23 protein-coding genes, 1 pseudogene and 1 riboswitch are annotated in these 25,767 nt (G+C 33.9%); of the genes and pseudogenes, 5 read left to right on the top strand and 19 right to left on the bottom strand.

The window, feature by feature from the left end:
* The first annotated feature begins 125 nt into the window (after nt 1-125).
* Nucleotides 126-701 (top strand): hypothetical protein, encoded by a 576-nt coding sequence (locus LMD38_RS17130; protein WP_061183856.1) that lies wholly within the window; start codon nt 126-128, stop codon nt 699-701.
* 10 nt (nt 702-711) lie between these two features.
* Here LMD38_RS17130 and LMD38_RS17135 read toward each other — a convergent pair whose 3' ends face one another.
* Both LMD38_RS17135 and LMD38_RS17140 read right to left on the bottom strand, forming a co-directional pair.
* Complete coding sequence (locus LMD38_RS17135; protein ID WP_062822531.1) at nt 712-2,352, bottom strand: multicopper oxidase family protein; 1,641 nt, start codon at nt 2,350-2,352, stop codon at nt 712-714.
* Between the two features lie 118 nt (nt 2,353-2,470).
* Nucleotides 2,471-3,754, bottom strand: coding sequence for an aminopeptidase P family protein (locus LMD38_RS17140; protein ID WP_061183858.1), 1,284 nt, complete (start codon nt 3,752-3,754; stop codon nt 2,471-2,473).
* Between the two features lie 189 nt (nt 3,755-3,943).
* On the opposite strand from LMD38_RS17140, the gene LMD38_RS17145 reads away from it, so the two are divergent.
* The gene (locus LMD38_RS17145) at nt 3,944-4,174 is read left to right on the top strand and encodes a DUF896 domain-containing protein (protein ID WP_000789787.1); all 231 of its coding nucleotides are present in this window, start codon (nt 3,944-3,946) and stop codon (nt 4,172-4,174) included.
* Nucleotides 4,175-4,221: 47 nt separating this feature from the next.
* On the opposite strand, the gene LMD38_RS17150 is transcribed toward LMD38_RS17145, so the two are convergent.
* The 13 genes from LMD38_RS17150 to LMD38_RS17210 form a co-directional block, all read right to left on the bottom strand.
* Nucleotides 4,222-4,701 (bottom strand): CcdC family protein, encoded by a 480-nt coding sequence (locus LMD38_RS17150; RefSeq protein WP_016717190.1) that lies wholly within the window; start codon nt 4,699-4,701, stop codon nt 4,222-4,224.
* A 15-nt stretch (nt 4,702-4,716) separates the two neighbouring features.
* A complete protein-coding gene (locus tag LMD38_RS17155; protein ID WP_228919821.1) occupies nt 4,717-5,112 on the bottom strand; it encodes a DUF2871 domain-containing protein in 396 nt (131 codons plus the stop codon).
* A 146-nt stretch (nt 5,113-5,258) separates the two neighbouring features.
* On the bottom strand, nt 5,259-5,654 hold the full coding sequence (locus tag LMD38_RS17160; RefSeq protein WP_000358526.1) for a cytidine deaminase: 396 nt from the start codon (nt 5,652-5,654) through the stop codon (nt 5,259-5,261).
* 33 nt (nt 5,655-5,687) lie between these two features.
* The gene (locus LMD38_RS17165; protein WP_001983022.1) at nt 5,688-6,989 is read right to left on the bottom strand and encodes a pyrimidine-nucleoside phosphorylase; all 1,302 of its coding nucleotides are present in this window, start codon (nt 6,987-6,989) and stop codon (nt 5,688-5,690) included.
* Nucleotides 6,990-7,025: 36 nt separating this feature from the next.
* A complete protein-coding gene (locus LMD38_RS17170; protein WP_000876191.1) occupies nt 7,026-8,207 on the bottom strand; it encodes a NupC/NupG family nucleoside CNT transporter in 1,182 nt (393 codons plus the stop codon).
* A 102-nt stretch (nt 8,208-8,309) separates the two neighbouring features.
* Entirely contained in the window at nt 8,310-8,981 is a 672-nt protein-coding gene (deoC, locus tag LMD38_RS17175; protein ID WP_001017443.1) for a deoxyribose-phosphate aldolase, read from the bottom strand.
* 308 nt (nt 8,982-9,289) lie between these two features.
* Nucleotides 9,290-10,237: a DNA-binding transcriptional repressor DeoR gene (locus LMD38_RS17180; RefSeq protein WP_061183860.1), complete on the bottom strand. Its 948-nt coding sequence runs from the start codon at nt 10,235-10,237 to the stop codon at nt 9,290-9,292.
* 653 nt (nt 10,238-10,890) lie between these two features.
* Nucleotides 10,891-11,034, bottom strand: a complete 144-nt coding sequence (locus LMD38_RS17185) for a Phr family secreted Rap phosphatase inhibitor (protein ID WP_095209882.1) — start codon at nt 11,032-11,034, stop codon at nt 10,891-10,893.
* Nucleotides 11,031-11,255, bottom strand: coding sequence for a hypothetical protein (locus tag LMD38_RS17190; RefSeq protein WP_061183861.1), 225 nt, complete (start codon nt 11,253-11,255; stop codon nt 11,031-11,033). The genes LMD38_RS17185 and LMD38_RS17190 overlap by 4 nt, the downstream gene beginning before the upstream one ends.
* A 457-nt stretch (nt 11,256-11,712) precedes the next feature.
* Nucleotides 11,713-12,792 carry a non-hemolytic enterotoxin NHE subunit C gene (nheC, locus tag LMD38_RS17195; RefSeq protein ID WP_062822705.1) on the bottom strand — a complete coding sequence of 360 codons (1,080 nt, stop codon included), beginning with the start codon at nt 12,790-12,792 and terminating at the stop codon, nt 11,713-11,715.
* A 107-nt stretch (nt 12,793-12,899) separates the two neighbouring features.
* Nucleotides 12,900-14,108, bottom strand: coding sequence for a non-hemolytic enterotoxin NHE subunit B (nheB, locus tag LMD38_RS17200; RefSeq protein ID WP_062822706.1), 1,209 nt, complete (start codon nt 14,106-14,108; stop codon nt 12,900-12,902).
* 31 nt (nt 14,109-14,139) lie between these two features.
* Nucleotides 14,140-15,300: a non-hemolytic enterotoxin NHE subunit A gene (gene nheA, locus LMD38_RS17205; protein ID WP_016717184.1), complete on the bottom strand. Its 1,161-nt coding sequence runs from the start codon at nt 15,298-15,300 to the stop codon at nt 14,140-14,142.
* Between the two features lie 599 nt (nt 15,301-15,899).
* Nucleotides 15,900-17,726, bottom strand: coding sequence for an APC family permease (locus LMD38_RS17210; protein WP_062822707.1), 1,827 nt, complete (start codon nt 17,724-17,726; stop codon nt 15,900-15,902).
* A gap of 144 nt (nt 17,727-17,870) precedes the next feature.
* Nucleotides 17,871-18,017: riboswitch (cyclic di-AMP (ydaO/yuaA leader) on the bottom strand.
* A 139-nt stretch (nt 18,018-18,156) separates the two neighbouring features.
* Here LMD38_RS17210 and LMD38_RS28650 point away from each other — a divergent pair.
* Nucleotides 18,157-18,285, top strand: a complete 129-nt coding sequence (locus LMD38_RS28650; RefSeq protein ID WP_000031869.1) for a hypothetical protein — start codon at nt 18,157-18,159, stop codon at nt 18,283-18,285.
* A 70-nt stretch (nt 18,286-18,355) separates the two neighbouring features.
* On the opposite strand, the gene LMD38_RS17215 is transcribed toward LMD38_RS28650, so the two are convergent.
* Nucleotides 18,356-19,689, bottom strand: a protein-coding gene (locus LMD38_RS17215; RefSeq protein ID WP_085966774.1) for an IS3 family transposase whose coding sequence is annotated in 2 segments (ribosomal slippage) — nt 18,356-19,302 and nt 19,302-19,689 — 1,335 coding nt in all. Because the reading frame shifts where the segments join, the coding sequence is not laid out codon by codon here.
* Nucleotides 19,690-19,812: 123 nt separating this feature from the next.
* A complete protein-coding gene (gene panE, locus LMD38_RS17220) occupies nt 19,813-20,757 on the bottom strand; it encodes a 2-dehydropantoate 2-reductase (RefSeq protein ID WP_061183865.1) in 945 nt (314 codons plus the stop codon).
* 175 nt (nt 20,758-20,932) lie between these two features.
* Between panE and LMD38_RS17225 the strand changes: the two genes are divergently transcribed.
* Nucleotides 20,933-22,408 (top strand): hypothetical protein, encoded by a 1,476-nt coding sequence (locus LMD38_RS17225; RefSeq protein ID WP_062822654.1) that lies wholly within the window; start codon nt 20,933-20,935, stop codon nt 22,406-22,408.
* Between the two features lie 257 nt (nt 22,409-22,665).
* On the opposite strand, the gene trhO is transcribed toward LMD38_RS17225, so the two are convergent.
* Nucleotides 22,666-23,625 carry an oxygen-dependent tRNA uridine(34) hydroxylase TrhO gene (gene trhO, locus LMD38_RS17230; RefSeq protein WP_000246219.1) on the bottom strand — a complete coding sequence of 320 codons (960 nt, stop codon included), beginning with the start codon at nt 23,623-23,625 and terminating at the stop codon, nt 22,666-22,668.
* A 477-nt stretch (nt 23,626-24,102) separates the two neighbouring features.
* Between trhO and LMD38_RS17235 the strand changes: the two genes are divergently transcribed.
* A complete protein-coding gene (locus LMD38_RS17235; RefSeq protein WP_001030650.1) occupies nt 24,103-25,398 on the top strand; it encodes an Nramp family divalent metal transporter in 1,296 nt (431 codons plus the stop codon).
* A gap of 216 nt (nt 25,399-25,614) precedes the next feature.
* On the opposite strand, the pseudogene LMD38_RS17240 reads toward LMD38_RS17235, so the two are convergent.
* Nucleotides 25,615-25,767 (bottom strand): annotated as a pseudogene (locus tag LMD38_RS17240) (alpha/beta fold hydrolase); the annotation flags it as partial.

Below are 25,767 nucleotides of genomic sequence, written 5' to 3' on the forward strand. Positions count from 1 at the left end.
AAAAATCAGGAGCCTTCTTACTCACATTAATTAAATTGTGCAGATAATATGCAGATTTAAATACGCATGATTTCTCTCCATATGAACATATGATGAAATGAACGATAAGACAGGGAGGTATCATGATGTTTGCTTATACGTTAACTGCCTTAACACTTTGTTGTATCTCGATTATTATCACATCATATATTTCTAAACGTAACGGTACCCTAATGGAGTATATGGTATTTATCATGTCTTTTAGTATGAGTATCGGTTTAAGCATAGGATTTTATTTAGGTATTCTTTTTAAAGGAGAATTACTCTATTCTACTTTGCTTGCGATTTCGATTAGTGGTTGTATCGGTTTTGTAGTTGGTCTACGTTTTCACCTATATACTGCTTTAGAAGGCATGTTCTCTGGATTAATGGCAAGTATGATGGGAGCAATGATTACAGAAATGTTAAATGCTCAACAAGCTCACAGTATACTGTTTATTAGCCTTTTACTTACGATAACAATAACTATGTCATGTATCATTCAAATTTTATCAGAAACCTTTTCTACTTTTATCCAACAGCGTTTTTTGTTATTACTTTCAATTAGTGTGGTAATTATCGTGGCCGTATTCGTGACATTCCCAGATCATACTCCCCCGCCTTCACCCGGGCATGATCAACATATAGCACCGAAAATGAATAAGCAGCTATCCATAGGATAACTGCTTCCTATTATTCTGGCTTATTAGGAATGTTTGGGTTTGGAACATAGTCAGATTTATAATCTGTATATTTCACTTCCGTTACCATCCCTGCTGAAGCATGATGTAAATCGTGACAATGGAGCATCCAATCACCCGGATTGTCTGCTACAAAGGCTACTTCATACTCTTCTCCTGGTTTTAAGTTCAAAGTATCTTTCACAATTGGAGAACCTTCTATCGGTTTTCCATCTTTACTCAACACCTGGAAGAAGTGACCATGTAAATGCATTGGGTGATCGTCCATTTTAGAACGATTCACCAATTTTACTTTTACTAAATCACCCTTTTTCACTGAAATTGGGTCGATATCCGGAAATACTTTTCCGTTAATTGTATATACCATTTCATTTCCATTCATTTGCGTATTTAAGTCCATATTATATGTGATAGTATACTGCTGATTTAACGTGAAACCACCAAGTTTTTTAGCACCATATGCCGTCATATCTAATTTCGGTAGTTTTTCTTTTTTGTTTGCTTTATCTTTCATCTCTTTACTACCTTCATATTCAATAACAACTTTCATGCCTTTTGCACCTTTATTTTCTGAATGATCTTCAACATACCATTTCCCAAGATTATTAGCAGTTAATTCAATATCATAACGTTCACCCGGTGCAATTGAAATAACTTGATCCTTTATAAGTTTTGGATCGTTTATTGGTTGACCATCTGTCGCAATAACTTTTATATCATGACCGTGAACATGTATATCATGTAATAGATAACCAGCATTAACGAGTCGAAGACGAACTTTATCTCCCTTATTCACTTTTAATGGTTCTACTAAATCCCCGCTTTTACCATTGATTGTGAATAAATCATACGTACTCATATCATGACCTTCCATCTTCATATTTCCATGGCCCACTCCTGCCATATTGCCTGAATCTTTTTTATCACTGCCCATGTCCATATCAGAATGATCCATGCCTTTCATATCATCATTCTTTTTCGTATTTTCATTATCCTTAGATTTATTACCTGTTTGCCCTTTTGTCATTTCTTTTAACTGCTTATTAATTTCCTCTTTACCTGTTATCCATTCATCTAACATTAATGTGTAATCTTTATCATACTTTTCATTTGTATCTTCTACAATAAGCGCTCCATACAACCCTCTATCTAATTGATTTACAGAATCTTGATGTGAATGATACCAATACGTTCCTGGGACGTTCGCTTCAAATTCGTAGGTAAAACTTTTTCCAGGTTCAACCGCATCTTGTGTCACGCCTGGAATTCCATCCATATTATTTGGGACAGGATATCCATGCCAATGAATAGATACTGGTGCAGATAATTCATTTTTTAATGTCACTTTCACTTGTTCACCTTTTTTCACCCGAATTTCTGGACCAGGAGATGAGCCATTAAATGTCCAGACTGGAACAATAACACCGTTACCTAACTTTTGCTTTTCTTCTCTCGCTATTAAAGTAACTTCTGGTCCTTTTTCAACCTTCAATGGTTTTGTAGCTGTTTCAGTCTGTGATGTTTTTTTATCTTTCATATTTTTATGATCATTTGTTGTATTTGTAGTCGCAGAACATGCAGCAATTAAAAATATTACAGAGACCGTAACAGCTGTTAATACAAATCGCTTCATGGAAAATCCCTCCTTTTTCTTTGTCAAAATCATTGTAGAAGATGATTTTCAAGAAAATATGGAGATTTAAAATGAACAAAATAAAAAGGCGCTCAAAATTGAGCACCTTTTCTACTTATTATTTCGTAACAACCTCATCTTTTTTTACATGTACATTATTTTCTCTCATAAACTCTTCAATCTCTTCCACTTCTCTAATGATATCTTTTGACAAGTTTTCATGTCCATCTTTCGTTACAAGAATATCATCTTCAATACGAATTCCAATTGATTCTTCTTCAATATAAAGACCAGGTTCAATTGTTATAACCATACCTTCTTCTAACACTCTATCTTTATATGTTCCTACATCATGCGTATCTAGGCCAAGGAAATGGCTGACACCATGATAATAGTATTTTGATAACTCTTCATCTTCTTGAATTAAACCAACCGCTTTACACCCTTCTGCGAGTACTTTTTTAGCATGCTCATTTAATGCAGCGAACTTTAAGCCCGGCTTAATAATCTCTGTTGTTTCTTTCAATGCTTTTAATACAATATTATACATTTGTTTTTGGCGACTAGAGAATGTTCCATTTGCCGGGAATGTATAACTAATATCAGCATTATAGTAGTCTTTTTGAGCACCTAAATCTAGTAATACTAAATCACCATTTTGAATTTGCGCATCATTATCTTCATAATGAAGAACTGTAGCATTTTTCCCACTTGCCAAAATTGTATTGAACGCATGATGTTTAATGCCAGATGATTTCAATGTGAAATCAAACTGAGCTTCTAATTCATACTCCATCATGTCTGCTTTTGCATGCTTAAGTACGTTATAAATGCCCTCTTTCGTTACAGCAATCGCTTCTTTCATAATTTCAATTTCTTCTTCTGTTTTAAACACTCGCAATTCACAAATATTCGGATATACATTACCAATTGTTACGTGTGGATATTGTTCTCTTACATGTTTAGCAAATGCTAGCGTTTTTGTCTCCGTACCATTCCACTCACGACGCTCTAAATCTAAATAAAGATGCTTCACATTTTCAGTGAAAAGTACATTTGACATTGTCTTTTCAAAGCTATCTAAATATACAACTTTCTTTATACCTGAAATTTTCTCTGCTTCTTCGTTAGAAACTGTTTTACCAACCCACTTTTCCATTACTGGATCTGACTTTTCAATGAAAAGTGTTTCCTCTACACTACCTCCAACCTTCTTCAACATGAAAATAACATTTGGTTCATCGATTCCTGTTACATAGTAAAAATTTCGATTCGGCACAAATTTATAATGTGCATCCGCTGACATATGAGGTGCTTGTCCAGCAAATAAAATAGTAATAGATTCCTCTGGTAATGTGTTTACTAATCGTTCTCTATTTTGAGCAAAAAATGTTGATTTCATAATAATCCCCCTAGCGTTCTATGTATGATTAAAAAAATAATTATCTAATCAATTCATTTTATTATTGTTACAATTTTTCGTCAATTTTTAACCTTTTTTGATGGTGTTGACATAATTAAAATTACACGTTAAAATAACTATACATTAGTAAGTAACTAATGTAATTAACTTTAACTAGAGGTGAAACAAATGAAAAACATTTTATTCCGTATTAACGAATTATCAAAAAAAGAAAAAGTATCTGGATTAACAGTTGATGAAAAACAAGAACAACAAATGTTGCGTCAAAACTATACACAAACATTTCGTGGAAGCCTAGATTCCATTTTATTAAACACAAAAATTGTGGATCAAAATGGTCATAACGTTACACCAGCCGCATTACAAGATGCTCAAATACGTTTAAAATTAAGCAAATGAGTTCCGCGCTAAAGAATTTTAATAAAACATAAAAAGAGCTGGATTTCCTATTTAGAAATTCCAGCTCTTTTTATTGTCTTTTCTAATCTAGTAAACGAACTATACATCGCAATTCTCCATGCCACAATCATGGCAAATGCAAGTAAGAAAAACATTCCACTTAACTCCGCTAAATCAATCGATTGACTTAAATATGATTTCAACGCTACTCGTACAGCTAATAGCCCGATTAAAATAAATATAAATGCTTTTGACGGTTTCATATATATTTGTTCATTTCTTATCTCAAACTTCGTTGTTTTTATAAGAAATATGGAGAAAATAAGCCCTGCAATAATTGCTTCTATTATTTCTAACGACGTTAATCGGAATTCCGGTAAAAAGTACATCATTGCTCCAGTACTCATAAAAATTGGCGGCAATATTATTTTCTTTTTCGTTACCGGCTTTTTCGCTGCTTTAAAGCGAAGAAACATGACACCAACAGCCATACAGACTGCTACAATACTTGATAAAAGTGCTATCATACTTTCCACTCCTATCTATTTAACGGACTTTTTAAGTAAAATCATAAACCAAACGAGCCCGATACTTATAATAAGGTGACCTAATCCAGCCATATGGCTTAAACCGTTAAAGTCAGCTCCATTTACTTGTAGAAGACCTCTCCATAGCATTGTAGCAATAGTAAAAAGTAATCCTACATTATAAACTACAAACCATGCACAAAAGCTCTTTGTTTCTTGTACATGAAATACTTTAAATAGACCCAAAGCAATTAAAAAGAAGACGAAACCAAGTACTAACACATGTGTATGCACCAATTGCAACATTGTCGATCCTTTAATTCCTTGTGCTTTCGAGTACTCTCTTGCAAAAACTCCTGATAATAAACCGATAATTAAGTAGCTGAATGCTGCATTATATAATTTCTTCATTCTATTCCTCCTGCTGTAAACTTTCTATTATTCGCTGCAATCATTTTACGCAAAGTTTATGAACGGAATATGAACAAAATATTACATTCAACATTTAAATATAAAAAAACCTTCCACAATTTATATTTGTGGAAGGGTTTTTCAACTTATTTTAAATCTTCTATTGAGAAAGCACCTGGCAGTAATTGCTCAACAGTCACTTCTTTTTCATCGCCTTTTACATTCGTTAGTAATACAGGCATTTTCGGTTCACAGAATTCAGCAATTACTTGTCTACAAGCACCACACGGTGAAATCGGTCCGTCCGTTTCTCCTGTAATAACTAAGTAACTAAAGTCGCGCTCACCTTCTGATACTGCTTTAAAGATCGCTGTTCTTTCTGCGCAGTTACATAAGCCGTAAGAAGCATTTTCTATGTTACAACCAGTATAGATTTTACCTTCTTTCGTAACTAACGCTGCACCAACAGGAAATTTTGAATACGGAATATATGCTTTTTCTAACATTTTATTTGCTTCTTCAATATATTTTTTCTTATCCATATTATTTCCTCCTCAAAGTAAGTGTAATGATGATTAGTCAGTAATAACTGTATGCACTAATTTAGGAGCCACTGCTGTTTCAGCAATAGAAATGTTCTCATAAATTTTTGCTTTTACATCTTCTACATTTTCGCGGTTTGCGTAGATTGTTACGAATGGCTCGCCTTCTTTTACTGCATCGCCAACTTTTTTACGTAACATTAATCCTACTGCTAAATCGATTTCATCTTCTTTTGTCGCACGGCCAGCACCAAGTAACATAGCTGCGATACCAATTTCATCTGCAACAATGTTAGAAATAACACCTGAAGTTTTTGCAGGTACATCAATTACATACTTCGCCTGTGGCATTTTTTCTGGATTGTCTACAATTGAGCTATCTCCGCCTTGATTACTTAAGAACTCTTTAAACTTCTCTGTTGCTTTTCCGTTTTTCATAACTTCAATTAACATTTCACGCGCTTCTTCTAGTGTATTTGCTTTTTTCGCAAGTACAACCATCTGACTTCCTAATACAAGTACTAATTCTGTTAAATCTTCTGGTCCTTCACCTTTTAACGTATCAATCGCTTCTTTCACTTCTAGAGCGTTACCAATTGCAAAACCAAGTGGTTGTGACATATCTGAAATAACAGCCATAGTTTGACGTCCTACATTATTTCCGATACGTACCATTGCATGTGCTAATTCTTTTGCATCTTCTTCTGTTTTCATGAATGCGCCAGCACCTGTTTTTACATCAAGTACGATTGCATCTGCACCAGCTGCAATTTTTTTACTCATAATTGAACTTGCGATTAAAGGAATTGAGTTAACCGTTCCGGTTACATCGCGTAATGCATAAATCTTTTTATCTGCAGGTGTTAAGTTTCCTGTTTGTCCAATAACAGCTACTTTGTCACGGTTTACAATATCAATAAATTGCTCTTTTGTAATTTCAACGTGGAATCCTTCTACCGCTTCTAATTTATCAATTGTTCCGCCTGTATGTCCTAAACCACGACCAGACATTTTTGCTACTGGTACATCTAAAGCAGCTACTAATGGTCCTAATACTAATGTTGTTGTATCACCAACACCGCCAGTTGAATGTTTGTCTACTTTAATTCCTTCAATTGCTGATAAGTCGATCGTTTCTCCAGACTCTACCATTGCCATCGTTAAATCTGCGCGTTCGCGATCTGTCATATCTTTAAAGAAGATTGCCATTGCAAGTGCACTCACTTGATAATCAGGAATACTTCCGTCTGTATATCCATTAATAAAGAATTTGATTTCTTCAGTCGTTAATTCTTTACCGTCACGTTTTTTCGCAATAATATCTACCATTCTCATTACAATCACCATTCCTTTTTATATGATATGAATCTATTAAAATAATAAGCCTACGATTGTTGCTGATAAGAAACTTACTAATGTTGCACCGAAAAGTAATTTCAAACCAAATCTTGCGACTACATTCCCTTGCTTTTCATTTAAGCTCTTAACTGCTCCTGCAATAATTCCAATTGAAGAGAAGTTTGCAAATGAAACTAAGAATACAGATATAATCGCTGTCGTTCTATCTGAGAAATTAAAGTTTCCTTGTGCTAAATCTGTCATAGCGACAAATTCATTTGATACTAATTTGGTTGCCATAATATTTCCAGCATTAACAGCTTCATGCCAAGGTACACCCATAATAAATGCAAATGGCGCAAATACATAACCAAGAATTTCTTGGAATGAAATACCGATTACACCTTTAAATACAGCGTTAATGAATGCGATAAGAGCAACGAAACCAATTAACATAGCTGCTACTGTAATCGCAACTTTAAATCCATCTATAATGTATTCTCCTAATACTTCAAAGAAAGTCTTTTTCTCTTCCTCTTGTACTTCTAACATATCTTCTTCTTCAGTAACTTCATAAGGGTTAATGATAGAAGCGATAATAAAGCCACCGAATAAGTTAAGCACTAAAGCGGTTACAACATATTGCGGTTTTAATAACACCATATACGATCCAACGATAGACATTGAAACGGTAGACATTGCAGATGCACATAATGTATACATTCTTTTCTCTGGCAATAATCCTAGTTGTTTCTTAACTGAAATAAACACTTCAGATTGTCCTAAAATCGCAGAAGCAACAGCGTTATATGATTCTAGTTTTCCCATTCCATTTACTTTACTTAATGCTAGACCGATAGATTTCACGATAATAGGTAACACTTTAATGTGTTGCAAAATACCGATTAAAGCTGAGATAAATACGATTGGCATTAATACACTTAAAAAGAACGAAAACTCTTTTTGATTTACTAATCCACCAAATACGAAATTCACACCGTCAGCGGCATATTTTAATAGCTCTCCAAAACCATCTGCTATTCCGCTAATTAATATATTCCCTACACTTGTATTTAATAATAAAAACCCCAAAATGAATTGTAATATAACCATCGTTATGATTGGGCGATATTTGACTTTTTTTCTATCATTACTAGCAAGCCAAGCGATACCTAAAATCAATACGAGGCCTAAAACACCGATTAAGTATTTCATAAGCCGTCTCCTCCCATTCGTATCCGCTTACATCTTTTTCAATTGTTAAAGCAATAGATACACTTTACTTTGTGTATCTATTGCTTTTAACATCATTAATGATTAGTAGTTATCTGTAGCACCTTTTGCATCATTTAATACGATTGCAACACTAGCACTTGCTCCAACGCGAGAAGCTCCAGCAGCTACCATTTTTTCTGCATCTTCACGTGTACGAACGCCACCAGATGCTTTTACACCAACGTTTGGTCCAACTGTTTTACGCATTAATGCGATATCTTCAGCAGTTGCTCCGCCAGTTGAGAATCCAGTTGAAGTTTTTACGAAATCAGCACCAGCTTTTACTGATAATTCACAAGCGCGTACTTTCTCTTCATCTGTTAATAGGCAAGTCTCAATGATTACTTTTACAAGAGCTTTTCCTTTTGCTGCTTGTACTACTTCATAAATGTCTTTTTCGACAAGTTCGTCGTCGCCATCTTTTAAAGCGCCTACGTTGATTACCATGTCAACTTCAGTTGCACCTTTTGCGATAGCATCTTTTGTTTCGAAAGCTTTTGTTTCAGTAGTACTTGCGCCTAATGGGAAACCGATTACAGTACAAACATCTACATCATGTCCAGCTAATTCCTCAGCAGCTAGCTTTACCCATGTAGGATTAATACAAACAGAAGCGAATTTATATTCCTTTGCTTCTTCGATTACTTTCATAACATCTTCTTTAGTAGTATTAGCTTTTAAAATTGTATGGTCAATTAACTTTGCAATGTTCATTATCTTCACTCCTCATATCTTTTAACAACTTCATTCTAACTCTTAGTTGAACAAATGTAAATACACTTTTGAAATTTTGTTCATTCTTTTTAAAAAGGGAATTTTCCTATAGTAAATAAAGCTCATTCTAACTAAGAAACACTTCCTATTTAAAATCAAAACTTTTATATTAACAATGGTAGTATGTATCTCAATATCCATAATTATTTTTAAAAAGGCAATTTGTATTCAAACAGCACTCCCATAATTCATACATAACAAAATAAAAGGCTTTCTCAAAATTAATATCTTGAGAAAGCCTTTTATTTCTAATCTTTTTGATAATGTAACAGTTCTTTTGCTGTATGCTGATCGATAATTAATACATTTGCATATCCGCCACGTAACGCACCATCAATTGCTTTTATTTTTCTATTACCACCAGCAACTAAAATAGAACGTTTCTTTAATTTCAGTTCCTCTAACTCAATTCCAATGGTCCGCTTATTAATTTCTTCACTACTAATATTTCCATCCCCATCAAAGAAACGTGAACAAATGTCACCGACCGATTGTTTTTTGAGTAAACTTGTTTCATCCTTATCGAAATAACCTAATCGGAATAATAGCGCTTCGTCTCGCACTGTCCCTACAGTGAAAATTGCAATATTTGCTTGTTTCCCCATTTCGATAATGTGATGAATATGTCGATCCTGCTCTACTAATTCCTTTGTCACTGCATTATCAAATATAACTGGAAGGGGTAGATTTCTTGGCGTCGTTTGAAAAGCATCTGCAAATAAAGCGATTGTTTCATTCGCATATGTATTTACACTCGAATGACTAATACCACCTTTTAACTGAACGACTTCTACACCTTTTACATGTTGCGGTACAATTTTTCTAGCGATTTCATACATCGTCATTCCCCAGCTTACACCAACGATATCACCATTTTTAACCGTCTTTTCCATATACTCAGCTGCATATTTACTAATATACGCTGTAATCGTTGCGTATTCTGGCACTGGAGAAAATACGACATGCGCCTCTAACAAATTGTACTTTTCTTTCAGTAAATTTCCAACGTTATCTAAATCAGCAAATGGATCAGCTATACTAATTTGAACAAATCCTTTTTCTTTCGCGTACTTTAATAACCTAGAAATCGTCGGTCTTGAAATATTTAGTTTGTTAGCAATTTCTTGCTGACTATAATCTGATTGATAATATAATCTTGCAACTTCAACGCTTAATTGTTGTTTATCTTTATCCATAGTAACTCAATACAAATCCTTTCCTGTATTTCCCTTTCGTTACAAGCATTATACAGCTTTATGTAATAAATTTCGACTACAGAATTTTATCTAACTGAACTTCCACTACACTTACTGTATGAAATGAAACATTATTGTGTAGATTTACTAACTCAATATAGTTACGCGTGAAACATGTAAATCCATTATCATTTAATTCACGCATTTTCTGCAATAACGATAACAGGACCGCTCAAAAACGCACGGTAGAATCAAGTTATTTAACATAGAAAAGTTGTATATGAGGCCCAGGATATCAAAAACTGTTTTTCTCATACTTATGGAATTTCCATTCGCGTTTTCTGTAAGGGTTAGTAAAGAGACCATTTTTTGTCCCTTTTTCATGCTTTTTTCTTAATTCCATACGTAATATGCATTAAATCTTCAGTTTGAAGTGAAAAATTAAAACAAGATTTACCTGTTTTAGTGAAATTTAATTTTTGTTAGACAGCTAAGAAAAGATGAGCTGATTTCTTGTTATAAGAGCGTCTTAAAATTTTCGCTTGATGGACAATGGGGTATTACCACATATTAAAAAGCCCATTTCTTTTTAGGAAATAGGCTTTTCTTAGGAATTATAATTATCGTTTTTTAAAAGGGGAATGAACCTTTTACTAGATTCCTCCACCTGGTTCAGTCATATGTTGTACAACAGGTGCTTTTTTTGATGTATTTTGATGAATTTCAGGGTTATTTAATCCAATAGATAATAAAGTGACAGTTACTAGACTTATGACGAAAACCTTAATCTTTTTCATCTTAAATACCCCTTTTCCTTTATTGAAATTTTAGCTTCATAACTCATACGATAATACTCTGAAGCCTCATCCTTCATTCCTACATTATAACACTCATTAGCTAAAAGTTCAGAATAATTTTGAATTTCTTTCCAAATATTTTGTTCCTTAAAATAAGCTATAGCTTCCAAAACAACAAACTCTAATTTTTCAATAGAAACCTTATTAACTAAAGCACTCAAGATATTATAACGGTGGTGGTATTCTTCCGTACAATCTTTTAGCCCTTCATCAATAAAGAATTTTGCCTTTTCATAATTCCCTAATTTATAGTGAACTTCCGCTAAGGTATGTATACCTTTTTTCTGGTACGGTAATCGTGGGGAACTGAATTTTTCATACGCCCGTCACCCTCTCTTTAGATATTACCTGCATATTATTTAAATATTAACACAATTATTTTGAATGCATGCAATTTTGAGGTTGAGAAATATTTTAGGATCAAACTATATATTTCGCACTTAAAATACAGATGGCTAATATCCAATTGCACTTATTTGAAAGGATTATATAAATTTCTATTAAGGCCTATTTTTTATAAATAGAACTGACGACCAATCATACCAAGAAGAGTAAATACCTTGAGATAAGAAGGTTGGTACTCTCGGCAAAAAATAAACAGCGGAACTAGCCCACTGTTTACTTCGCCACACCTTCATGTAATTTTTCTGTATAATCTTTTACATCTTTCCAGCTATCTTTCGCTGTATGTAAATCTTCTTTTATGAAGGTAAATTCTTCCGGACTCATTCCTTTTACGTTTTGTAGTAAATTATTATATTTTGCCCCTACTGTATACCATTGATTCGATATATTTTGCAATGCTGTAATTGCTGCATCAATCGTTTCAGTCATATTTGTTGTTTTATTTTTTACATCTGTCAAAATTGCGACTTCTGCTTGCGCTCCAGAAATTCTATCTTTTAAATTAGCGATTTCTCGTTCTGCATTTGCGATATCTTTTTTCGCAACCGCAATCATCGGTCCGCCAGCAAGACATGTTATTAGAGCTACGCAAAGTACGCCACCAGCAATAACCATATCATTACTCTTTTTAATCGAATCGTTATATGTATTTATTTGTTGCTCTAAAGCTGGAATACCAGCATTCGTACTTGCTAAAATCGAGGTTAGTTGATTTGTATCCGCTTTAAAGCTATTTGTATCTTTCGCCATTCTATCGCGAAAGGCTTTCAAATTACCTAATAATACATCTACCTCATTTTGATTCTTTACAATATCCGCATACAACTTTTCTAAATCCGCTTTTAATTTTCCGCTATCCTTTTGATCAATCGCTATTAACATGTCATTATAATACGATTGAAAAGTATTATTGTAATTAATAATATTTTGATCCGTTTTCATAATTTGAGGCTTCATATTATTTAACCAATATGCCGCATTCATTTTTGCATCTCTTTGATGCTGAATCATATTCCCTTTAAATTCACTATTAATCGAACTTATTTTACTTAAATCCGTCTCTTGTTGATTTTGAATTAATTTTGCATATGAATCCATCGCGAATATGCTTGATGTCGTTTGTGCCATTACATCTTGGAATCCAGCTGGTCCAAGAGAATAGTTTTTCACATTTTCTTGTAGCACCTTTACATTTTGTTCTGCTGCAAAAGGATGTAAAGGAAATGCATTACTCGTTGCCACCCCAGCAATCATTAACGTTAAAAGACATTTCTTATAAAATCGTTTCTGCATACTTTTCACCTAGTTTCTTTATAAGAGTATAAAAAGCTCCTGCTCACAACTGAACAGGAGCTTCAAATCTTTCATCAATACGTAACGCTCTAACGATTCGTATTTAATTAAGCTTTTTTCGTATCTACTACTTTAATATCTTCAGCATAAATCTTTTCTGCATAGTCTTTAATGTTTTTCCAGCTATCTTTCGCAATGTTTAAATCTTCTTTAATGAAAACAAGGTCATTCGGACTAATTGAATCTACATTTTGAAGTAAAGAATTGTATTTTGACCCCATTGTGTACCATTGGTTTGAAATGTTTTGCAACGCTGTAATTGCAGTATCAATTGTATTTGTTAAATACTCCGTTTGTGTTTTAATGTTTGTTAATCCTGCTACCTCTAATTGAGCAGTTGTAACTTGTCCTGTTATTTTTTGAATTTCAGCTTGTGCATTATCAAGCTCTTTTTTTGCTAATACGATTCCAGCTGTACCACCGCCTACAGCTGCTGTACCACCTGCAATTAACGCGACTCCTAACGGCGTTCCTGCACCTGTAGCAATCACTACTGCACCACCAATAATGGCAATTGGCCCTAGAGCTGTCGCAACTGATGAACCGATAATAATTGCATTATATTTACTAATTGCTTCATTGTACGTTGTAATTTGATTTTGCAGAAGCGGGATTCCTGCATCTTGACTAGCTAAAATAGATGTAATTTGATTTGCGTCTCCCTTAAAGTTTTGCGTATCGGACGTCATTTTATTTCGGAATTTCTTCAAGTCATCTACTAACTGATCTACTTGCGCTTTATTCTCATTAATACTACTTGATAATCTAGTTAAACCTTTCGTAAGAGTCGCTTTATCTTTTGCATCTACCGCAGCAACTAAAGTATCGTAATAGTTTTGGAATTTCGTATTGTAATTAATGATATTTTGATTCGTTGAAATAAGCTGTGGCTTTAGTACATCTAACCATTGCTTCGCATTTCCTCTAGCTGTATCCTGGTGCTGAATCACTTTCCCTTTTAAAGCCGCATCAACAGACGATACATTTCCAAAGTTAACATTACCTTGTTTAATAATTGTTAAAGCGTACAGATCCATTACTAAAGCGTTTGAACCCGTTCTTTCCATTGCATCTTTTAGGCCTTCAGGTCCTAATGAATATTCCTCATAATCATTATAAGCTTTTGCGGCCGCATGAACTGGAGCTTGCTTCACTGTACTCTCCGCTGCATACGTATGAGCCGGCATGATATTTCCTGCTGCAAATACTGCCATAAGTGCTGATAGAGCCATTACTTTATAAGGTTTTTTTGTCATTTTTCTTCTCTCCCTATATCGTTACTTATTTTTAATGTACTTCAACGTTTGTAACGTAATCTTCAAATTGATTCGTTTGTTTATTCATTTCATCACTTACTTTTTTAATTTGGTTGAAATGTTTTTGTAGTAAACTACTATCTGTATATGTGCCTTCTTCAACATTCTTTTGAATTTGGATCATATTATTGTTTAAAACTTTCCAATCCGTTAACAACGTTTCTAATGTTGTAATTTGACGATCAATTAGTTCTGTAAAGCTACTTACTTGATCTTCAACGAATGTAATTTGTGTCGCCTCTGCTTCAATTTGTGATAACTTTTGAATAAGTGGTAGTAGCTCTTTTTGCTTTTGCTGAATGCGAAGAGCTGCTTCTCTCGTTTGGCTATCTGCAGCATTTACAATTTCATTACTTAAAGTACCGATAGAAACGAAATCAATCGTTTTCGTTTGTGCAGTTTGATTTGTAATTGTAAATACTTGTTTACCGATATTAATAGAACCTTTAATAATTTCTTGAGGTCTATTCAATATAGTAGTTAGTTCAGCTTGAATTTCCCCTTGAATTCTTTTAATATCTTCTCTTAACTTCACAATATCTCCACTTGATCCTTGTAGTGTTTTTATTGCTTCATCAGCCTTTATCGATAAGTTATTACTATCTTTGTCTAATACTGTTTTAAATCGATTTAGCTCTAATAAATCTTGCTCCATACTCTCTTGGATGCTTTGTACTTGCAATTGTAATTTTCCATATGCACCTGTAAAATCTGCTTTTGCTTGTCCATCTTCATTTACGTTCCCTGCTAGTTCATAGAGCTTACTATAATAGCTATTAAATCTAGTACTATACCTCATCATCTCTTGATTTAAGTCGATTAACTTCGGATTATATTCATCAATCCACTCTCTTACATTTGCCTTTGCAAATTTTTGATGATTCGTCAAACTACTCATCGCATTCACCTTAATGTCTGGCTGTTGTAAAATTACTAGTCCATATGCTTGTATAAGTGGTGACTGTGATCCTAACATTCTAATTGAATTGGATAATGTATTTGGAACAATTACATTTTGTGCATATACTGTTTTCACTTCTGGTTGCCCCTCTTTGGCGTAAGCGCTTACAGGAATGAAGCAACTCGTAGATACTGCTGTAACCAATAACCCTGTAATTAAAGTCTTTTTCACTTTAACTCCTCCTATGTATTAGCAACTATTACTATCGCATTTTATTATTCTATTTTCTTACCCATAATTTGAGATGGTTAAAATAGAGAACGTTCTCACCGCAATCCATGTATGAACCACCTCTCTCGTATTGCTACAGTACTTACTTATCGTCACAAAACATTTTATTATTTTTTCATATGTGATTAGTATGAATAACATTGTATAAAATTTCTATTTTATAGCAATTTCCACATTCACACAGTGAATATATTACATAAAAATATTATTCATCTTAAACTAAATAACGTACGTAAATATGAAATTCCGTTTTGTTTTTATATAAGTTTTATACTGTAAGGTCATTTAAACACAGCTATTTATATAACGTAAAGAAGTATTTTTATTCCCTTTATTTTCAAGCCTTCATGTCTTTATTTCAAAATATAATCCACTTCACTTTTTCAATTAAAATATCCATATATCACAACAAAAATCTCTACTTTCTCCAAGACGAAAAAATTATATTAATATACTTTTATAACCCATATGCAATTATGCATAGCGTATACACAAAAAGGATAGCTTCACTTACGTAAAGCTATCCTTAAAAAACCTTCTTACTTTTTCAAATGATATGGAACTGTCGTAATAACAACATTTCTTTTATAAAGTAAATACGCACGAATAAGTAAACTAGATTGATTATGAAGAATGTTATGCCAACCTTTTTTCGGAATGAACTGTGGTATAACGACAGTAACTCGGTAATTTGATTCACTCGCTTTATATTGTACTGTATCAATAAACTTTGTTAGCGGTTGAATAATACTTCTATAATGAGAATGTAATGTAACAAGCCTTACTTCAGGTTGCCACTTCTTCCATTTCTCTTCAAATTTCTTTTCCTCTTCTCTGTCAAAAGCAACATATACAGCGATAACTTGATCTGCAGAAAGAGACTTCGCATAGTTTAATGAATTTTCTACTACATGCGTCATACCAGCTACTGGAACGACAATTACATTTCCTTCAATCGGTACAATCCGTTCACAAGTTTTTAAACTTAGTTGGTCACCTACTGCATCATAATGCTTCTTAATTCGGTGGAACAAGAAGATAATAACAGGTAAGAAAATAAGGATTGACCAAACTTGTGCGAACTTAGTTAAAAAGAACATACTCATTACGATAAAACTAATGACTGCACCAATTAAATTGACCGTTAATCTCAAAGCCCATCCTTCAGGTTTTTCACGAAGCCATTTTAATACCATACCCGTTTGAGAAAGTGTAAATGGAATAAATACACCTACTGCGTATAATGGAATTAAATGCTCTGTTTGCCCTTGGAAAGCTACAATTAAAATAATCGATGCAATTCCAAGTATAATAATTCCGTTTGAGTAACCTAGGCGGTCTCCTCTAATCGTAAACATTCTCGGTATAAACTTATCTTTTGCAAGGTTTACTGCTAATAACGGAAACGCAGAATATCCTGTGTTAGCAGCAAGGATTAATATTAAAGCTGTTGTACCTTGTATAAAATAGTACATGAAATTACGTCCAAATGTTTGTTCAGCAATTTGTGAAACAACTGTTACTTCTTTACTTGGGGAAATTCCGTAATAATAAGCTAAGAACACAATTCCTGAAAATAAAACTGCAAGTAATGCACCCATTGCAAGTAATGTTTTCGCTGCATTGTTAGGTGCAGGATCTTTAAAGTTTGGAATTGCGTTTGAAATTGCTTCAACACCTGTTAAAGCAGAACTTCCTGATGCAAATGCTCGTAACAGTAAAAACAAACTAATCCCTGCAACTGGTGTTCCAATCGGCGTGTGTAAATTCGGTGACACGTGACCAGTTAAAATATTATATATCCCTACACCAATTAATATAAATAATGCTAAAACGAATAAATAAACAGGATATGCTAAAACGGAAGCTGATTCCGTTACCCCTCTTAAATTTAAGATGGTAATAAATATAACAAATATAATCGCAATGATTACATTATGTGCATGTAAACTAGGAAAAGCAGATGTTAGCGCATCTGTACCTGCAGACACACTTACTGCAACAGTTAAAATATAATCGACTAATAAAGATCCTCCAGCAATTAAGCCCGAATTCATCCCTAAATTTTCTTTTGATACAACATACGCCCCTCCGCCATGCGGATAAGCAAAAATAATTTGACGATAAGATAAAATAAGGGCTGTCAATAATACTAATACCCCAATGGCTATCGGAATAGAATACCAATAAGCGATTGCTCCAACACCTGCTAGTGCAATTAATATTTGCTCTGGACCGTAAGCAACTGATGACAATGCGTCAGAAGAAAGAATGGCTAACGCCTTCGTTTTATTAAGCTTTTGTTCTCCAAGCTCCGTTGATTTTAACGGTCTTCCAATTAAAAATCTTTTAATAGATGAAACCACTGCTGTCCACTCTCCAATAATTTTGTACGAACTTTTCTGCTAGTTATAGCGGATAAACGATTTCTTCAGAAAACAAAAAATGTCTACAAGCCATAACGAAATAGACTTGTAGACATTATATTTTTTGTCGCACAAGCTCCACCTTCCTTCTCAATATAACGCTTACGAGGTTAGCTGTCGGATTCGGGCCTATGAGTAGCCCTACCTTTTTCAAGGATTCACCCCATTGGATTAAGAACTAATCCATAAGAACGGGTCCCCCGCACCATGCGGTTTCAGCGATTTAGAAAATTGAAACTGTGGATTATAATACTCCTTTATTTTCAAAATGTAAACAAAAATTTTTAAAAAGAAAAAATTAAAATGATTGCGCATAATCCGCCGGTAAATATACATAATGAATACTAAAAAATCAATAAAGGAGACCTATATGTCTAAAGAAAAGAAGCCTATTTTTTCCGATTCCTATTTAGATGCATTAGCAAATGAAATTAATCAATTATACGGTAAACGTGAACAGGAAATAAATTTGACAGATAGAACAAAAAGAAATAAATGATTTGTCATAAAAAAAGAAAGCAATACACTTATATAATCTGTACCCTTTGTAAAGGACATTTTAAAAAAAGTTAGGCGGCATCAAGAAGATGGTTTCTGTATTCGACAGGAGTCATCTTCTTTAAATTCCACTGATATCTGTGCTGATTATAGTATTTCATATAGTCTTTAATTTCTTGTTTTAACTGTGTGAAAGATGTACAAGTTTTGATGTGTGCTTCATCTTTAAAGTGCCCGAAAAAAGATTCTTGTGGGGCATTATCCCAACAGTTTCCTCGCCTTGACATAGATTGTCCCAGCTTTAATTTTTTGACTAATTTTTGATAGGTAGGACTTGTGTAATGAGCACCTTGATCAGAATGAATATAGGCATCTTGCGTTAATCGTACCTTCTTATTCTTCTTTAGTTTGTGCAGCGTCGTCGTTGCGATATCTAAGGTAAGTCGTTCTGAAACATGATACGCCAAAACTTCATTCGTAGACCCGTCTAGAATAGTAGATAAATATCCTTTTTGATTCTTACCATAAAACAGGTATGTGATATCTGTAAGAAGTACCTTTCCCGGTACACCTTGCCTAAATTCGCGTTTTAATCGATTGGGTACCACGAAGTGTTCTTTCGTCGCTTTCAACATTTTTTTATAGGGATTTTCTCTACGAATAGGACAGATTATCCCATATTTTTTCATGATTCTACGGATGCGTTTCAAATTGTAGACAACTTGAAATTGACCCGCCAATGTCATTTTGATCTGACGAGCCCCCTTTTTTCGGTTTTTAAATCGAAATGCCTTTAATATAATCTCTTTCACTATTTCATCTTGATGTATTCTTTTCTCTCGCCGACTTTGAGAAATGGCTAAAAAATAATTATAGTATCCAGAACGTGAAACGCCTGCGACCTGACACAAATATCTCACCATATTTTTCAGGCGGTATTTTTCAATGATAGAACGAATTAATAGGTACTTTTGACTAGCGTGTAACGTTATTTCTTTCCCATCCTCCCTTCCATAAATTTGATCTTTTTTAACAGTTCATTTTCAGCTTTTAATAAGTTTCGTTCCGCTTCCAAACGTGCATATTTCTCCTCTAATGTAAGTTCTCTTTCTGACTTTCTTCCTGAGTTTTCCTTACGTGTGTCTCTTAAGCCCCATACACCGTTTTGCTTATAGGACGTACGCCATCTATTTCCTGATGACACAATACGTTGTAGACCGATGATATCTATATCAAAACCACATTCTTCAAAAATAATACGAGGTGGTTTACCCTGTTCATTTTCCTTAATAAAAATACGCTTGAATTCATCGGTATAGGTAATTCCTTTTTGGCTTACCGATTTTACGTATCGATTTTTTGATAATATTTGAATTTCCTTTTCTGTAAGCAATTTTTTCGTCATTTTGAAATTTCTCCGATTCTCATTTTTCTCTCATTATACAAGAAATACCCTATAGAATAGACTTTTTTTAAGTGTCTATTCTATAGGGTACAGTTTATATATATTGCTTTCTTTTTTATTTTTTCATACATCCAATTGTATTGCTGATTTGTTAAAGGTCATTTCTTCATACACTTTCAAATTTTGATATACTGCTCCTAATAATGGTGATTCTATAGAAAATTGTTCTGCTACATCTAGTAAGTATCCTTGTAAGTGCTTCGCTTCAATAGACGAACCTTTTTCCATATCACGCTGCATCGATGACTTCATATTATACGAAATTTTATCAATTGTTTTCATATGTTCTTGGACAATATTATCTTTAATTGGCGCTCCTATACATCTCATAATTTGCATACATTCTTCAAATAAGTTTTGGATAAAATCGCGTCCACCTTCGCTTTCACGAATCGGTCCTATCGGTGCCCGCATTAATGTCGTCACACCCGACATTACAGTAATAAATAAATATTTATGCCACATATCTTGCATAATGTTTTCACTTAAAACAAAACTAGATTTCGTACCTGCAAATGCTTTAGAAATATGCTTTATTCTCTCTGAATCTTGAGACTTCATTTCTCCAAACACAAGTCTGTTGGCAGCGCTAGTTTGTACAATTTCTCCTTGATCGTTTAAAGTCGTCTCGATAAAGCATAAACCGCCAATTACTTTTTCCTCACCGAATTCCTTTTGTAATAGTGATACATGAGCGATACCATTTAACAATGGAATAATCACAGTGGTTTCACCTACAAAAGGCTTCACATCTTGAATTGCCTCGTTTAAGTGATACGCTTTTGTTGAAAATAAAATGACATCAAATGGAGCAGTTCGATCTTCTTTCGTTATTAATTTCGGTTGGAAGGAAAAATCCCCGTTAACACTGCGGATTACAAGTCCTCTTTCCTCCAATTGTTTTTTCCTTTTACTGCGAACAAGAAACGTAACCTCTTCTCTCTTTTCTACTAAGCGTCCCCCAAAAAATCCTCCAACGCCGCCAGCTCCTAATACTAAAATCCGCATACAACATCCCCCTTTTCAAAATATCAATTTATAACTTTTAGTATACATAACATTATACATGTCCCCTACTAAATAAGCTGAATTTTCATTCTTAATCAAGTATAAAACAGTGGTTATTTTCAAATAAATTTGGGCATGTTGTTTTTATAGCATATATGGAAAGGAAACAATGTAAATGGAGGCAATACAAACAATTGAAGAAAAAGATGTAACAACAGCTATATTTCAATTTATATTCCCGTTTTCTTTTAAAACTGGGTATGAACAAAATATGTTCCCTTTCTTACAGAAAAATGACTTTCGCCCTTTTCGACTCGATCATCTTGAAAATGAAAATACATACTATGGAAGGTTTCAAGTTTCACATCAAAATATGGAAGCATACTATCTTTCATTTACAAATAAAATTTTATTTCCTCATTCAGAGCATCAAAAGGGGTTGCAGCGCTATTCTAAAGACCTTAATTTAACTGGACATTTAACAACAAATCTTATTTCCGTTCCATTTAAGATTCATTCTATTGACGTAACACTTTGTCCTTATGAGCTTGGCTTCTTAACAATTCGGACAGAAGTAGAGACCGCTCCAAACATGACATTATCAGAAGCAATTGAATTCGCCGCCCGCTTCCGTGTACTTGAAACTAAAAATGATACAAATGAAACGATTTGCATTGAATGTAATGGAAAAAAATATTCCCAAGTGGAAAGGTTCATTTTTGGTTATTTATTTCATGGCGTAACAGATTTCTTTGAGAAGAAGAGATTAAGAAGTTCTTACTTTCAAACCTTTCCTTTCTTTGAAGATCAAAGAATGTACGTTCAAACTTTACTATGTATAAAAGCAGAGATGGAGCTTACCGAAGTGGATGTTTATCGTACTTCCAGTCTTTCTGGGTTAACAAGTAACGGCAAGGCTTATGTAAGTGCAAATAATCTTCCTTATATTCATGATTATTTAAAACAACACGCTTACCAGAGGTGGGCTCCAAATCGCTATTTCATAATGGAAGAACATATATTCACCTGTGTAACAAATGAGGGGGAACACGAATTTACTAAGCTTGCGAGTCAAATGTATGGGGAGTTTTATTACGCTTTATTATTAAATCTATTTCATAAAATTGTTTTGTTAAAAATGGCAAACGCTTATGCTGAACTAAACATTGAAAAAGATACAAATGAAATCGAGAAATTAATTTACTCAATCAATTCATTTACTGCAAATTACTTTTCTTTAGAGCTCGTATCCCAATCACAGAGTGAAGATATTTTCTTTCGCTTAAGAAAGCTTTTTAACATCGAGGTTTTATACTCGAATGCAAAACAAAATCTTGATAGTTTGTTTAAATATCAAGAAAATGTCGCTTCTAAAAAGGATAGTCTTTTATTATTAATTTTAACGCTTTACTCTGTTGTGGGCCAAATGTTAGGGTTTACTATGATTGACTTGTTAAGAAACACCGATTCAAACAAAATATCGTCGCCACTTGAATTTTTCGCGCTTTTAATAGCAATTAGCGGCATCGTCATTTCACTTATTTTAGGTGCGCAAAGTTTATACCAATGGGGTCTACAACATAAACGAAGAAAAGCATGGGTTAAACAAACTGTACTTTCTGCTGTGAGAGAGAAAGATGATTCGAAATAAAGATGATTATTTTTACATTGAAATATGTGGCACGCTACAGTAATTGAAATTTTTATCAGCGATTTTTCGGATATATCGGCGCATCTCGAAATATATCAGCGATTTTTTAAATATATCAGCGCAACTCAAAATATATCGGCGATTTTCCAGATATATCGACTTACCGACAGAAACCGACAAAAGGCTGAACCGGACAATATAAAAAGGGTATTCCAACATAAAGTTTGGAGTACCCTTTTTTATTACACGAATTCCTCTTACTTCCCTGCTTCGATTTTCTCTAATGCAGCAGCTACTTGTTCTTCCGTTAATTCATGTTGTATTACGTAGCGGTTACGTGGGCTTACACGGCATTCGTGAGAACATGCACGTAAATATTTCGCTTCGTTTTCTTCAGAACATAAAATTTTCTTGTTACATTCTGGATTGGCACAATTTACATAGCGCTCACAAGGTTCACCTGTAAAGTAGTCTTTACCAACGATAACATGTTCTTTTTGGTTTACTGGTACAGCGATACGCTCATCGAACACGTAACATTGTCCATCCCAAAGCTCACCTTGTACTTCTGGGTCTTTTCCGTACGTTACAATACCGCCGTGAAGCTGACTTACATCTTCATAACCTTCACGAACTAACCAACCAGAAAACTTCTCGCAACGAATTCCGCCTGTACAGTACGTTAAAATCTTTTTACCTTCAAGTACTTCTTTATTTTCACGAATCCAATCTGGTAATTCACGGAATGATTCGATATCAGGTTTAATCGCACCTTTGAAGTGACCTAAATCAAATTCATAATCATTTCGTGCATCAATGATAACTGTATCTTCTTGTTTCATTGCTTCATAAAAATCTTTTGGCTCTAAATACTTCCCAGTTATTTCGTGTGGATTAATATCATCTTCTAGACGAAGTGTAACTAATTCTGGGCGAGGACGCACGTGCATTTTCTTGAATGCATGACCATCAGCTTCATCTATTTTAAATACGATACCGTCAAAACGTGGATCGTTGTTCATAGCTTCCATGTATTTCTCTGTTTGTTCTACAGTACCAGAACAAGTTCCGTTAATACCTTCTTTTGCTACAAGAATTCTACCTTTTAATTCAAGTGAATTACAAAATGCTAAATGCTCTGCCGCGAATTCTTCTGGGTTTTCAATTGTTGTGTACATGTAATATAGTAATACTCTGTATGGTTTTGTAGTTGCCAATGTATTTCTACCACCTATCTAATTTTTAAAATCATGTATAAGTTAACGTTCATATCAAAACATATATAATAAGAAAATGAATCCCATTTTCTTCTCTTTATACTATTTTCTATCAGTTAACAAAAATAAAAAACAAGATTACACACCAAAACACTATGGTTATGTTGTAATCCCAATATATTATATATCATACAAATGCAATTCCATCAATTAATATGCTGTATTATCGGCTTTATGTTCACATAAATTTCAAAAACAGCCCTTTAATTCATTATGTTTCCCCACGTCATCACACCATAAACTCCCAATTTTTAATAACACCACACCATTCATTGTATTAAGGCATATAATTTGCACTAAGGAAACATTTATGTTCAAATAAAAAATATAACCTAGTACATTTAAATGTATTGAAATAAAGAATAAGAATACTTACAATAATTTCATCAAGTTAACATACCAAAGGGGAAAACTACTATGAATAAAGATATATCAAAAGATGAACATGTCCCTTCTCAAAGTACAACTGTTCAATCAGCGCATTTAGCATTAAGCGGACAAACGAAAGGCTTAAAAAGACTATTACCATTCTTAGGTCCTGCTTTCATCGCTTCAGTCGCTTATATTGACCCTGGCAATTTCGCGACAAATATTGCCGCTGGATCACAATATGGATATTTATTACTCTGGGTAATTCTCGCTTCTAATTTAATGGCTGTATTAATCCAAACTTTATCAGCTAAATTAGGAATCGCTACAGGTAGAAACCTTCCTGAAATTGCTCGAGAAAACTTCCCAAAACCTGTTTCCATCGGCTTATGGATACAAGGTGAACTCGTTATTATGGCTACTGATTTAGCTGAATTTATCGGGGCAGCACTCGGATTGTATTTATTATTTGGAATTCCAATGTTACCAGCTGCTTTAATTACAGCTGCTGGATCATTTATTATTCTTGAATTTCAACGCAGAGGCTTCCGTCCATTAGAAGCTATTATAACAGGAATGATTTTTATCGTTGTTATCGCTTTCGGTGTACAAGTCTTTTATGCAAAACCGGAATTAAGCCCTTTGCTTTCAGGACTATTTATTCCAAAATTCCAAGGTGTAGACAGTATATTACTTGCAGCCGGAATTTTAGGGGCGACAGTTATGCCGCACGCAATCTATTTACATTCCGCCTTAACGCAACGCCGCGTAGTCGGAACAAATGATGAACAAAAGAAAAAGATTTTCCGCTTCGAGTTTATTGATATCATTATTGCAATGGTTATCGCTGGAGCAATTAATGCAAGTATGTTAATTGTTGCTGCTGCACTATTCTTTAAAAACGGCTTGCATGTCGAAGATCTTGATGTTGCTTTTAACCAGTTCAGTACTTTAGTGGGCCCTGTATCAGCTGCTTTATTTGGAATTGGGCTCTTATCAGCAGGACTATCTAGCTCTTCTGTCGGTACAATGTCAGGTGATATTATTATGCAAGGTTTCATTCGAATGCATATTCCGTTATACTTACGCCGATTTATTACAATGATTCCACCACTAGTGATTATCGCTTTAGGCGTAAATCCAACTTACGCTCTAGTCATGAGTCAAGTTGTCTTATCATTCGGTATTGCCTTTGCATTAGTACCACTTATTATGTTTACAAGTAATAAAAAAATTATGGGTGCACTCGTTAATCACCGCATAACTACCTTTATCGCTTGGATCATTGCTGTACTTGTTATCATTTTAAATATTTTCTTACTGTATCAAACGTTTGTAGGATAATGAAAGAAGAAGGCTGTCTCAAATTTGTGTTGAAGACAGCCTTCTTCTTTTTAAATTATAGATTTTCATCATCCATTTACATGACAGACCGTGCTTTCAACAAATTTTATAAACTCTTCTTCCTCCTCAATAAATGGAAAATGATTACTGTATTCAAATGTCGACATTATCGCATTTGGCATAAGCTCCGCTACTTCCACTGCAAATTCATGCGGACACTGTGTAATGATTCGTAAATGCAGAAGCAAATAAATTACCATTACTATTAAACTCACTGTATAAATGTGTTACACAAAGTGGTTTTCCTTCTCCCTTTTGAAAATACTCAAATTTCCCTCTATCAGTTTCGATATAATATTTCTCCCACAT

Origin of the sequence: Bacillus pacificus (assembly GCF_020861345.1) — a bacterium.
In the GTDB taxonomy this organism is placed as follows: domain Bacteria; phylum Bacillota; class Bacilli; order Bacillales; family Bacillaceae_G; genus Bacillus_A; species Bacillus_A pacificus.